This is a genomic window from Streptococcus sp. Marseille-Q6379 (assembly GCF_965119505.1).
In genome coordinates this window covers 395,119-407,788 of record NZ_CBCPLV010000001.1, presented here as the reverse complement: position 1 = coordinate 407,788, position 12,670 = coordinate 395,119, and the positions used below count along the sequence as shown (strand labels likewise).

Below are 12,670 nucleotides of genomic sequence, written 5' to 3'. Positions count from 1 at the left end.
CCCCAACTTTCCTAGGAATCAGGATCTTGAAAACAGTTTCTATTCCACACGACTTTTAAAAATAGTCAATGTAGCATAGACAGATGCTCTCACAAACATCTAGTCAAATTCCGTCGCTAAAACATCATCCCAATATGCTTCTTACCTTTTTGTTCCTGAATCTCAACTTGAACTTAATCCCTCGAGTTCACGTTGTGATAAAACAATTTTTTGACTTTTTTGAAATGTAAAGTCTTTATTTACTAACATTGAACCACCATTTCCCTAGGTGCAGTTCAATACCAACAAACGCAAAACCGTGTTGGTCCAAAATGGTTTCTAGTCAAGAGTATCTTATGATTGATAGTCAGTCAATCTGAAAAGCTTTCCCTCTAGCTTCTTTACGCAGAACGTCTTACTGCTTACAAGATACTATTTCCTAGAAGAGTATTGGCTAAAAACGCCACTCTCATAACATACCACCTATCAGTCATTAGGTTTAATCCACCTTCTGATAGGTATATTAGCAGTTACTGCTTTATTTTCTTTCCCTCTTCGCTTTTGAAGATTAGTCTCTACCGATTCTGCTGTTTTTGAATCTGTCGTTTGCTCTACACGGATTAAAAATACCGCTAGCTCCCGCTACGATGATGCTGATGTTTTAAATCGATTAATCTGATTTGTTTGCTGTTTAAATCTTCTCTTTTTTAAATCATCACAATGAAACATTGGAATTTGATAACTTAGAATTCCGGATTCTAAGCTAGTCTTTTTTGGACTAGGGAGTCACCCTGCCAAAAAAACAAACTCTTCCTAACACAATCTATTATACTGTATTATAATTTTTTGTCAATTAATTTATTTCATATTTTTTGAAAATAATATTTAGACCCTTATTTTTTACATGGTTAGCTATAGAGAAAAGCCCATAATATAGGCCTTGTTTGCAGTTTTGAAAAATTAGAAAATGTATATCATTTTTTCTTTTTTGAGTCTAAATCAAGTAGTTTCACTAAATGTCAGAAAATTTCATCTTCCTTGTTTCTAGCTAACTTGATTCTTCCAAACCAAAAAAGCTAGGAAAATTTCCTAGCTTTTTTTGTATTATCTTAGTGTTTACGTTTGTAAGTTGAGATACCGAACAAGGCCAAAGCTGATGTCACCATAGCTGCACCTGCTGCAGAAGCTGCTGTTGATTTTTCACCAGTAGCTGGAAGAGCTGGAGCTTCTTCTTTTACAGGTACTGATGTTGGTGTTACAGGTTTACCTGGTGTAGGTTCTGTTGGAGTTGTTGGTACTTTAGGTTTTGGTTTCTCAGTTGTTTCTTCAACAGACACAAAGTTTTTGTGGTAAGTAACTGATGCTGAAACAGTATTTGGAAGAACTGGTTTATTTGGTTCTTCTGGCAATTCAGGAACAACTACTGTTGAGTTAGTTGCGAACCAGTAAGCAGTTGGAACGTTAAGGTTATTTCCGCTTACGATGAAGTCCATTGGTTCACCCTTGAAGATTGTTGCAGCTGCACCGTAGTAGGCATTCGTCGTACGAGGTGTTCCATCTGGGTTAATAGCATCCCAACCTTCATCTGTGACTTCACCAGTTGTTGGATCAACTGTTGGGTCACTGTTAAAGCGAGAACCGTTAGCAACAAATTCATTATCATTTGTTGCATAAGCATAACCATCTTCATGCAAAGTGATAGATGAACCAGGGATTTGAACGTATTCATTACCATTCAAACCAACTTTTTCAATGTGGTTTCCTAGCTCAGTGTTCCAGTGGTTAAGTGATGAGATACTCAAAACTGAACCATTTTTAGACAAATCAAGTGGTGTCACTGATGACTCAGTTTCAAAGAAGTTCAAGTTCATCTTAACATGAAGTTTTTTGTTAGTGTCGTCAGTTTGTGAACCAATGAAAAGTGTCTTCGTTGGATCGTGGTACAACTTAACAATGGCTGAACCATCTGTACTTGGTGTTTCTACCAAAGTGTAAGTTGCAACGATTTTCTTAACTGGAGTACCATTGAATGATGTTCCGTTTAGATTGTTGTATGTTACAGTCAACGTTTGACCTGTAGCCATCTTCAACCATACATCTTCAGTATATTCACCATCAGCATTGATAGTGTACTGTGTACCGTTAGCTGCACTGAAGTCACTTGGAATGTAACGAGATGTGTTGAATTGCTCAAGGATTTCATCTACTGAGTGACCTGATTGGATTGTTTTATCCAAGTAGTCAACTGAACCTGCTGAGTTTTCAACAGTCATAGTAGCATTAGATTCTGTTTTATAAATCAAGCCAGTGGCATTTTCAGCCAAGCCCTTTGTCAAAAGACGAGCTGTTGTTCCACCAGTATATTCCTTGTATGATTTTTCCCAAGCAGCATAAGCAAGAACGTCTTGGTAGTATTTGTCCAATTGTGTTTTGTAATCTGCAAGTTTTTGATTATATTCTGAAACCGCAGTTGTCAAAGCTGTTGTTTGAACTTTGTTGTCATTGTTAGCAGCTTCGACGCTAGTGTGTTTCACACCTGCTTCTTCTGTAGCTGTGAATCCTCCTGTTGCAACAACATTTGCTTTAGCAGATGTAAGAGCTGCATCAGCTTCTTCACGAGTCAATTTATTTTCAGAAACAACTGTATTTGAAGCTTCTTGAGCATCTTTAGCTGCTTGATCTTGAACAGCTTTAACATCAGCAGAATCTTTTGATGCTGCTGCAGTCGTTGTTGCAGCCTCAACAGCGTTATTGAAGTCAGGATTTGAAACTTCAGCAATAGCTTTAGTTGTTGTTTTTACAGTAGTATCTGTTTCAGTAGTAGTTTTTTCTTCTGTTCCAGGTACTGTAGTGACAACTGCTGCATCACCTGTTGTTTTAACAAGATTAGCACTTGATTCTGCAGTCGTATTTGATACGGTTGCATCAGTATCAGTAGTTGCTGTTACATCTTTAGCTTCATCCGCAGCTGCTACGCTTGTAGCCGCGAGTCCTGCAAGCAATACGCTTGAATACAATGTTGTTTTAAATGGATTGACTTTCATTTACACTTTCTCCTTCTTGGTTAACATTTTATTAACCTATTTTCTTCACCGTTTAATATACTACCGTGATTTTCAAAATTTGGCAATAGTTTTCTGAAAAAAATATTATATATTTGCTACATGTTTTTAAAATTTGACACACTTTTGTTATAATTCAATCATTTCTTTACAATTAATTGTAATTCGTAAGGGAATCACAGAGTTTTCACTTATTACTTTCTTACAGCCGTTCATTTTTTTCTCATAAAGGACTGTTTCTAAGATAGCATATGTTTTCTACTATATTCGGGTTATCATGAAGTGACCTCTTCATTACTAAAAACACATAAAAAACACCTTCAAGACCTTGACTTTAAGCGTTTTTCGTCATATACTTGAAAAAAATGTTAAGAAAGTTGGGGGACTTTTCAATGACTAAAAAAGAAATGAGATTGCTGATCCTTCTTGGGATTAGTTTTATTTTAGCGAACCTTGTACTGCGTTTGCTTCTTAGGCCTCTGCCTGAGAATATAGGTTATCTCATTAAAACGCTTGGCCTTATGTGTCTATACTATTTCCTCGTACAGAGACGCCTTGGATTAAAGATCAAATCGACTAAAAAGATAAGTTGGTCTGAAACCTTAGGGGTTTGTTGGTTTCTTCTTTTGGCAGATTTCTTCTATGTTTCTGCGGTTGCTTTTGGGATCAGTAAAGCACCTTACATGATAGGAACTGCCTTGGTTATTGCCTTAGGAGCCGGGTTTTTTGAGGAATATTTTTTTCGTGGACTTTTCCTTAAACTCGCCTTCCAAGATGGTATTAGATCTTCAAAACAGGTTTTAGGAGTCGTTTTCTTATCTGCCATAATTTTTGGACTAGCCCATCTTGGAAACCTCACTCACCAGCCCTTGAACGCTACCTTGTTCCAGGTTTATTATGCGACAGCTATAGGAATATTCTTTGCTGCTATTTACCTACGTACTGGTAGCCTCTGGTGGACTATTATTCTGCACTGTTTGGTTGATTTTGCCAGTGTCCTTCTCTCGCAATCAACACAGGCTGCACCAGCTACAAGTATCTGGCATTTCATTTTCTGGCTACCTTTAATTGCCCTAGGACTCTTCCTTATTCGTCCTAAAAAATTGAAAGCCATTAGATATCTTAATGACTAATATTTCAAACTGCATCCCACAAGTTAGATTTTTGGTGTCTAACCAGGGGATGCAGTTTTTCATTTATCAGCACCACATTCTTACAACTTATCTCAATTTCCATTATTACTCCAAAAACGATTTAATCATAGAAATTTCATATCAGGTCTTCATCTATTCCTATCAGAATTTTGCTGATTTTAGACTTCTCATTTTGTTATAATATGACCTACAATCATATTTTTTTAAAGGGGATGCTTATGAATTTTCAACAATGTCGCTATGTTCAGACTATCGCTGAAACAGGGTCTTTTAGTAAGGCTGCTAAAAAACTCTTTTTGACTCAACCTAATCTCTCAGCATCCATCCGTGATTTAGAGGAAGAACTTGGAGTCCAACTCTTTGAACGTTCCAATACAGGGGCTAAACTAACTGATGACGGTCATGATTTTCTCAAATATGCCAAACGTATTCTTGGAGAGCTAGATCTACTAGAAGGACGCTATCGCAAATCCTTTAAGAAATCATTCACTGTTGCCAGTCACCACTACGATTTCTTGTCACTTCCCATGGCTCACATTGCCCAACGTTTTCGTAGTGATTATCAAGAATTTCAACTGATTGAAACAACAACTAGGAAGATTCTCAAAAGCGTTGAAAGCTTCGAAAGTGACCTGGGGATTATTTATCTAGATGAAGATAACGACCATATCCTAGAACGCAGTTTCCAACACATGGATTTAACTTTTACCCCACTTGGAGAGTTTGAAACCAAGATTTTCTTAGGTCGCCAACATCCCCTAGCTCACAAAAAATCCCTCAATCTCAAAGATTTAGAGGGATACCCACAGGTCCGCTTTCGTCAAGAAAGCTCTGGAATTCATTTTGACGAAGATCCTCTCGAGGTTCTGCCTGACCAACAAGTGATTTACAGTAATGACCGAGGCAGTGTCATGAATTTGCTCTGTGCCTCAGATAGTTACGCTTCTGGCCTCGGTATTGTTAATAGTTTCATTAAGGACCAAATTGTTTTACTTCCACTGAAGAACAGTCCAAAGCACACCTTGGGGTTTGTGACAAATAATAAACAGAAACAATCCGCAATTATTCAAGCATTTATCGAGGAAATTCAGGATAGCTTACTACCCCACCACTAAGGAGAAGAAAATGGAATTTCAAACACTTAACAATGGCATCAAAATACCCGTGCTTGGTTTTGGTGTCTGGCAAATTTTCGATCAAAAGGAATGTCAAAAAGCCGTTGAAGATGCCCTTTCTGTAGGCTATCGATTAATTGATACTGCTAGTCTTTATCGAAATGAGGAAGCCGTGGGACGTGCTATTAAGGCATCTGGTATCCCTCGAGAGGATATTTTCTTGACTAGTAAAGTCTGGATTAGCCAGCTCGGCTACGAAGATACCAAATTAGCCCTAAAAGAAACACTTCGCAAACTAGATACTGACTATCTTGATTTATATTTGATTCATCAACCTTTTGGCGACTTACATGGTGCCTGGCGTGCCATGATTGAGCTTAAGCATGAAGAACTTATTAGAGCCATTGGTGTTTCTAACTTCTCAACAGGACGTTTGGCGGATTTTGCCTTGCAGACACCTGTCATTCCAGCGGTCAATCAAATCGAGTTGCATCCCTATAAACAACACAAACTTATCCAGAAAGCTGATAAGGAATTTGGTACCCTAACACAAGCCTGGGCTCCTTTTCACAGAGGAGAGGATGGTATTTTTCAGGACTCAACTCTGACTGCTATCGCTGAAAAACATGGCAAGACAGTCGCTCAGGTCATCCTCAGATGGCAAACCCAACAAGGCATTCTGACCATTCCTAAAAGTACTCATATCGAACGGATGAAGGAAAACTTTAATAGTTTTGACTTCCACCTAGACCAAGCAGATCTTGATGCTATTAGTAGACTGGACCGATACCCAGACGCCTATGGACCCGATGAAAGCGTGGAACGCATTAAGCATTTATTGAAATATAGTGTATAAGAAAAACGAGTTCGACTGAACTCGTTTTTCTTATACACTAGCTCCTCTTGTGGCTTTCCTTAAGTAGTGACGGAGCTTAGGTGACATTCTCCAGTAAATAATTTTCAGTTTTAAGGAATCAGAACTCCTAAGTGCTAGACTTAGATGTGTTTCAAGCGCTTTACTCACAACCGAAGATTAGTAAAAAAACAGTTTAGCAATTCTACGAATTGGAAAACTGTTTTTATATGATATTTTACCCAATCACACTTCCATTTGGAACAGATGGATCTACTGTCAAGACAGTGAGTTTGCCATCATGCTCTGCGGAAAGAATCATACCTTGGCTGACATATTTCTTCATCATCTTACGTGGTTTAAGGTTAGCCACGATTTGGAGTTTTTTGCCGACCAATTCTTGTTCATTTGGATAGAATTTAGCAATACCTGAGAGGATTTGGCGGTCTTCTCCGTCGCCAGCGTCAAGACGGAAGCGAAGCAATTTATCTGAACCTTCGACTTTTTCCACTTCTTTAACTTCAGCGACACGGATTTCAACCTTGTCAAAGTCGTCAAATTTGATTTGGTCTTTTTCAGACTTAAGTTCGACCTCTTCTGGGTTCCATTCTTTCTCTTGAGGTTTGCCTGCGTTCATTTGAGATTGGATGTAGGCAATTTCTTCGTCCATGTCAAGACGTGGGAAGATTGGAGTTCCTTTTGAAACGACTGTCACATTTTCTGGGAAGCCAGAAAGTTCAAGATTTTCAAGGTCAAATACTACTGGCAATCCAAGTTGTTCCATAATGGCATTTGAAGTTGTCATCATGAATGGTTGGATGAAGTGGGCTACCACACGAAGGCTAGCCGCCAAGTGAGCCATAACCGCTGCCAATTGTTCCTTGTCACCATCCTCTTTGGCAAGTACCCAAGGAGCTGTTTCATCAATATACTTATTGGTACGTGAAATGATGTTCCAAACGGCGTCCAAGGCACGTGGGAAATCTACAGCATTCATTTGTTTGTGGAACTCTTCGATATTTTCAGCCACAACCTTAGCCAAATCAGCATCAAAGTCTGTAACGTTCTCAACATAGGCAGGCACTTGACCACCGAAATACTTGTTAATCATGGCAACTGTACGGTTGAGGAGGTTCCCAAGGTCATTAGCCAACTCGTAGTTGATACGAGCCACATAGTCTTCTGGTGTGAAGGTACCATCTGAACCGACAGGAAGACTACGCATAAGGTAGTAACGGAGTGGATCAAGACCAAAACGCTCTACCAACATTTCTGGATAGATCACGTTTCCTTTAGACTTAGACATCTTACCGTCTTTCATGACGAACCAACCGTGGGCAACAAGACGTGTAGGCAATGGCAAATCAAGAGCCATAAGGATGATTGGCCAGTAGATTGAGTGGAAACGAAGAATATCCTTACCAATCATGTGGATAATTTCGTGGTTTTCATCATTTTGCCAGAACAAATCAAAGTTACCATGCTCATCCTGACCATAACCAAGGGCAGTAATATAGTTGATAAGGGCATCAATCCACACATAAACCACGTGTTTTGGATCTGACGGTACTTTTACTCCCCAAGTGAAGGTTGTACGTGACACAGCCAAATCTTCCAAGCCTGGCTCGATGAAGTTTTTAAGCATTTCATTCATACGACCATCAGGTTGGATAAATTCTGGGTGTTCTTTAAAGAAGGCAGTCAAACGGTCTGCGTAGTTGCTGAGTTTAAAGAAATATGATTCTTCAGAAACCAACTCTACTTCATGCCCTGATGGAGCTACCCCACCAATGACATTACCTTGCTCATCACGGTAAACTTCTTCCAACTGACTTTCAGTGAAGAATTCTTCGTCTGAAACTGAGTACCAACCTGAGTATTCACCAAGATAGATATCTCCTTGTTCCAAGAGACGCTCGAAAACTTGAGCAACAACTTTTTCATGGTAATCATCAGTCGTACGGATGAATTTATCGTATGAGATATCCAAAAGTTGCCAGAGATCCTTAACACCAACAGCCATACCATCCACATACTCTTGTGGTGTGATTCCTGCTTCTTCAGCCTTTTGTTGAATCTTTTGGCCGTGTTCATCAAGCCCAGTAAGATAGAAGACATCGTAGTTCATCATACGTTTGTAACGTGCCAAGACGTCACAAGCAATGGTTGTATAGGCAGAACCAATATGTAATTTACCAGATGGGTAGTAGATAGGTGTTGTGATGTAGAATGTTTTTGTCATTTTAATTTCCTTTCATGTGTTAACAAATGGGCTAACACTGATGATATAACATCTTATTATAGCACGTTTTGGACACTAAAAAAACCAGACTAGCTGGTTTTAAATAATATTAATTTGAGAGGAACATAAGATCCACTTTGAATGACATTCGCAACTAAAAGCTTAATATTAACTTTTTCAACTCCCTATCCTTCTTAGAGAATTTATCATAGTCAGATTGTAATTTCTCCTCTTTTGCTTTGGACAAGCGTTTGAAGGTCCGCACAGAATGAATTTCCCCATCTCCATCATAGCTAATAATTGTTAGTCTGTCTCCTATTAACTTATAACGATAAGTCCTTTTCAACTCTGATTTATACCTTTTTCTATATTCTTTTATGTCTCTCTCAATTCCCGACTCAGTTTTAAGAGGAGCACCCTTATAGTATTTTCTTAGAAGCTTACCAACCATATCTTCATATTCTGAAAGTGTCCAAGTATGCTTAAGACTCCTTGACCAAGCGTCACAGTCGAAATTATAACCAGTCATATAATCTATCTTATAAACATAGCCTTCGCCATTACTTAAAAAATAATCACATGTTTTTAAATGATTGCCTCTTACTTTAACAAAGTCTCGAACATATATATCGATGGATTCATTATACTCTAAAACATCAACCATCTCTTTCTCATCTTTGTCATAATAATAGTGAGATTCAATTAGATAGGTTCCCTCAGGAATTTTACCTCTTTGCAGGTGAATAAAGGCGTAGGCACCCAAGGAAAGTACCACTAGAAGAATGGTCCCAACTAGAGAAACTATTATGATTTTTGCCTTCTTAGACAATCCTGTTTTAGGAGTCCTAACTTGTAAAACTGGTTGTGTCACCTGTTCTCTGAGTTGAACTTGTGGCTTGACTTTCTCTACCCTAGGCCCTTGAGAAATAAATTCCCCATTAGCTTTTGCTTGTTGGATTTCTTCCTCTGTCGGCTTACGATTATTGATTGTTTCGAAATAATCTAACCACTCTTTTTCGTTCATAAAAGTCCCCTTTTTCATTGATATTTCCATTCTACCAGAAAAAAGACTCCAAAGCTATTTGACTATTTTCATAAAAAGAAAAGCGGTACCAAGATGGAGTTTTAGCTCTCCTTCTTGTACCACTTTGCTCATTTACATCATTGGCTGATTAAATTTTATCAATGCCTCTTTTGCTGCTTTTACTATCGTCAGAGCCTGATTTAGAACCACTACCATAGTCATCGCTGTAACCATAACCGTAGTCACCTCCATAACCATAATTAAAGTAATCCTTATACTCGTCGTACTGATCACTATAAGTCTTCAATTCTTTCTTATAATCTTTAATTGCATCCTTATAATCATCCCAACGCTCTTCAGCATCCCCCTTACTCATACGCTTAAAAGTAACACGGGATTGAAGCTCTCCATCCTTGTCATAAGTAGATAGCGTATACTCGTTACCTTTTTTGACGTAAGTTCGTTTTTCTTTGAGAGATTTCTTGTAAGATTTTACAGATTCTTTAACGGCTTCTTTTGTAGCGTCTTTAGTGTAAAAAGAATAATCCTTAGACATATCTTTCATGAAGTCTTTGACTGTAGATTCAAGCTCTTCAACTGTTAAAACTTCTGTCTGAGTTTTATTCCATGGATCGAACTGCTGAGGGATTTCATGTTCATACTCTAACAAGCTAACATAAGGTGATTTATTGTCCTCGAGATAAGAATAGTATCTAGATCTATTATTTTTTACTTCTACAAAGGAGTAGACATCATCAAATTCATCGAAAGCATTTACCATCTTATCTTTATCTTCATCACGATAAGAATAGGCCACTACCTCATATGTTCCATCCGCAATCTTACCTGATTGGTAGCGCCATAGTGAATAGCCTCCAACGATAAGTAAAATCGCTGCCAAGGAACCTAAGACTGATGCCAAAATAATCTTAGTTTTCTTAGACATACCTTTTTTAGGGGGTACTACTTGTTGGAAGGTTGCTGTTGCTTGGGCAAACTGAGGCTGTTGCGTCATAGCAATTACAGGTTCAGCTGGTTTAATCGGTCTTTGCTCCGTCACTTGTCCATTTGAGCTAAAAATATTAGGTCGTTCAAGGATAAACTCGCCTGCTGCTTGAGCTTGAGATAACTCTTCGGGAGTTGGTTTACGACCGTTGACTAATTCAAAGTACTCAATCCACTCTTGCTGGTTCATAATAATCTCCTTTTTTATTGGTCTACTGTTCTATTGTACCAAAATAAATGGTGAAATAGTATTTGACAATTATCATAAAGACTGTAAGTTTTTTTAATAAAACATTTGGCTATGATTCTCGATAGTAAAGAGGTACTTGGTCGGTAAGTAGTTCAACGCCAGATGAGATAATCCCCATCATGCCTTGAATAATTATAATACTTCAAGGAATACTCATAATCCCAATCATAACCACTTTTGACCTCTTTGGCTTCCTCTGAGCTCAATCGTTTAAAAGTTCTACGCGACTCAATATGTCCATCATCAGCATAAACAGTCAGAACGAGACCATTAGGTCGCTTTTCATAAGTTCTTTTTTGCTTCAACATTTTTTTATAATCGTCTACACACCTTTGGACAGATACTTCCTTTACGTTTGAGTACTCCTCTCCCTTTTTAGAAATCTTATCAATATGAGAAATCCCTAGAGCTTTATATTCAGAGACTGTTAAATCCTGTTTCAAAGTCCCAGTATGTGGGTCAAAAGTCTGTGGAAGCTTTTCATCATGCTCAAATGGTAAGACAAAAGGTTCCCCATCCCCCACAAAAACATAATAAAATTGAGATTTCATATTCTCAACAACTATAAAATCCTCATATAAGCTATCATTATTCTCTCCTCGCTCAGTCCAATTTATCAATTCATTGGAATATGCCGATTTAGCTTCATATTTTACCATCTGATAGGTACCATCTGGAATATAGTTCTGTTGATACTTCCAAAATCTTCCCTCTCCTATGGCAATCAAAACTGTCGTAACAAGTCCTAGAAAAGCAATAATCCCAATCTTCCATTTTTTTGCCTTAGTCATACCTCTCCCCTTCATATTAGCCTACTCTTTAATACTATTTTACCAAAAATAGAGAGGAAATCTGTGACTTGACTACCAAAGAAAAAGAGGTTGGGAACTCATACTCTCAAACCTCTTTTCATCTATTTACTTTTTAAGATCCTCAGCACCAATGACTGGGTATTCGGTCAATCCTGATACTACTTCTTTAGCCTGGTCTGATTCTTCTGATTTTTTCTCAAGATCAAACTTAGGTGCATCTTTTTCATAAGCATTAATGATATCGGCAACAACTGGGTGACGTACGACATCACTGGCAGAGAAATGAACAAAATCAATAGCCTTGATTCCCTTCAATTTCTCCATGGCATCGACAAGACCAGATTTAACACGACGTGGAAGGTCAATCTGGCTCATATCTCCATTGACAATCATCTTAGAATTAAACCCAAGACGAGTCAAGAACATCTTCATCTGCATGATGGTTGTATTTTGCGCTTCATCAAGGATAACAAAGGCATCTTCGAGGGTACGACCACGCATATAAGCAAGAGGGGCAATCTCAATAATTTCACGTTCCATTAGGCGAGTCGTTTGCTCTTTGCCAAGAATTTGATAGAGGGCATCATAAACTGGACGAAGGTAAGGATCTACCTTTTCCTTGAGATCGCCAGGCAAAAAGCCAAGACTTTCACCTGCCTCAACCGCCGGACGCGTTAGAACAATACGTTTAACTTGACCACGTTTAAGAGCTGTAACTGCAAGGGTAACCGCTAAAAAGGTCTTCCCTGTACCGGCTGGACCAATCCCAAAGACCACATCATGATTTTTAATGCTATCAACATAGACCTTTTGTCCTAAAGTCTTCACTCGGATAGGCTTACCACTATTGTCCTTGATAATCTCTTCTTCATATAAAGCAACAAACTTATCAATCGAACCATCTTGAGCCATGGTCAAGGCTGCGACAACATCTGAAGTGTTAACTAACATCCCTCGCTCCACTAAAACAAGGAGGGCTTGAATGGTCAAGCGGGCCAATTTGACACTTTCTTCGTCATCTCCAAGGATTTGCACACGCTCTGTTCGAGCATGAATGATAACATTTAGGTTTTCTTCGATAAGTTTTAGATGGCGCTCATTGGTCCCAAAAAGTGACAAGACATCATCTGGGTGATTTAGGGTAATTTCAACAGAATACTCTTGCAAATAGAGT

General features: G+C 38.4%; 9 protein-coding genes. 3 read left to right on the top strand and 6 right to left on the bottom strand.

Annotated features, from left to right (window positions below):
- Positions 1 to 1,088: 1,088 nt before the first annotated feature.
- On the bottom strand, positions 1,089 to 3,023 hold the full coding sequence (locus ACWPVZ_RS02100; RefSeq protein WP_414341288.1) for a GbpC/Spa domain-containing protein: 1,935 nt from the start codon (positions 3,021 to 3,023) through the stop codon (positions 1,089 to 1,091).
- Between the two features lie 410 nt (positions 3,024 to 3,433).
- Here ACWPVZ_RS02100 and ACWPVZ_RS02095 point away from each other — a divergent pair, with 410 nt between their 5' ends.
- The 3 genes from ACWPVZ_RS02095 to ACWPVZ_RS02085 all read left to right on the top strand — a co-directional run bounded on the left by ACWPVZ_RS02095 (position 3,434) and on the right by ACWPVZ_RS02085 (position 6,166).
- Positions 3,434 to 4,174, top strand: coding sequence for a CPBP family intramembrane glutamic endopeptidase (locus tag ACWPVZ_RS02095; protein ID WP_414341286.1), 741 nt, complete (start codon positions 3,434 to 3,436; stop codon positions 4,172 to 4,174).
- A 239-nt stretch (positions 4,175 to 4,413) separates the two neighbouring features.
- Positions 4,414 to 5,310: a LysR family transcriptional regulator gene (locus tag ACWPVZ_RS02090; protein WP_002885507.1), complete on the top strand. Its 897-nt coding sequence runs from the start codon at positions 4,414 to 4,416 to the stop codon at positions 5,308 to 5,310.
- A gap of 10 nt (positions 5,311 to 5,320) precedes the next feature.
- Positions 5,321 to 6,166, top strand: coding sequence for an aldo/keto reductase (locus ACWPVZ_RS02085; protein WP_002890123.1), 846 nt, complete (start codon positions 5,321 to 5,323; stop codon positions 6,164 to 6,166).
- A 235-nt stretch (positions 6,167 to 6,401) separates the two neighbouring features.
- Here the strand turns inward: ACWPVZ_RS02085 and metG are convergent, their stop codons facing one another.
- The 5 genes from metG to ACWPVZ_RS02060 form a co-directional block, all read right to left on the bottom strand.
- Complete coding sequence (gene metG / locus ACWPVZ_RS02080) at positions 6,402 to 8,405, bottom strand: methionine--tRNA ligase (RefSeq protein ID WP_002890121.1); 2,004 nt, start codon at positions 8,403 to 8,405, stop codon at positions 6,402 to 6,404.
- Positions 8,406 to 8,559: 154 nt separating this feature from the next.
- The gene (locus tag ACWPVZ_RS02075; RefSeq protein ID WP_454380665.1) at positions 8,560 to 9,429 is read right to left on the bottom strand and encodes a hypothetical protein; all 870 of its coding nucleotides are present in this window, start codon (positions 9,427 to 9,429) and stop codon (positions 8,560 to 8,562) included.
- A gap of 148 nt (positions 9,430 to 9,577) precedes the next feature.
- Positions 9,578 to 10,624 carry a hypothetical protein gene (locus ACWPVZ_RS02070; protein ID WP_037601891.1) on the bottom strand — a complete coding sequence of 349 codons (1,047 nt, stop codon included), beginning with the start codon at positions 10,622 to 10,624 and terminating at the stop codon, positions 9,578 to 9,580.
- Positions 10,625 to 10,776: 152 nt separating this feature from the next.
- Entirely contained in the window at positions 10,777 to 11,475 is a 699-nt protein-coding gene (locus ACWPVZ_RS02065; RefSeq protein WP_454380663.1) for a hypothetical protein, read from the bottom strand.
- A 126-nt stretch (positions 11,476 to 11,601) separates the two neighbouring features.
- A complete protein-coding gene (locus ACWPVZ_RS02060; protein ID WP_454380661.1) occupies positions 11,602 to 12,663 on the bottom strand; it encodes a PhoH family protein in 1,062 nt (353 codons plus the stop codon).
- Positions 12,664 to 12,670: the final 7 nt, after the last annotated feature.

Bases quoted from the DNA above. Each gene is read 5' to 3' on its own strand.
- ACWPVZ_RS02100 (WP_414341288.1), bottom strand. From the start codon at position 3,023: ATGAAAGTCAATCCATTTAAAACAACATTGTATTCAAGCGTATTGCTT.
- ACWPVZ_RS02095 (WP_414341286.1), top strand. From the start codon at position 3,434: ATGACTAAAAAAGAAATGAGATTGCTGATCCTTCTTGGGATTAGTTTT.
- ACWPVZ_RS02090 (WP_002885507.1), top strand. From the start codon at position 4,414: ATGAATTTTCAACAATGTCGCTATGTTCAGACTATCGCTGAAACAGGG.
- ACWPVZ_RS02085 (WP_002890123.1), top strand. From the start codon at position 5,321: ATGGAATTTCAAACACTTAACAATGGCATCAAAATACCCGTGCTTGGT.
- metG (WP_002890121.1), bottom strand. From the start codon at position 8,405: ATGACAAAAACATTCTACATCACAACACCTATCTACTACCCATCTGGT.
- ACWPVZ_RS02075 (WP_454380665.1), bottom strand. From the start codon at position 9,429: ATGAACGAAAAAGAGTGGTTAGATTATTTCGAAACAATCAATAATCGT.
- ACWPVZ_RS02070 (WP_037601891.1), bottom strand. From the start codon at position 10,624: ATGAACCAGCAAGAGTGGATTGAGTACTTTGAATTAGTCAACGGTCGT.
- ACWPVZ_RS02065 (WP_454380663.1), bottom strand. From the start codon at position 11,475: ATGACTAAGGCAAAAAAATGGAAGATTGGGATTATTGCTTTTCTAGGA.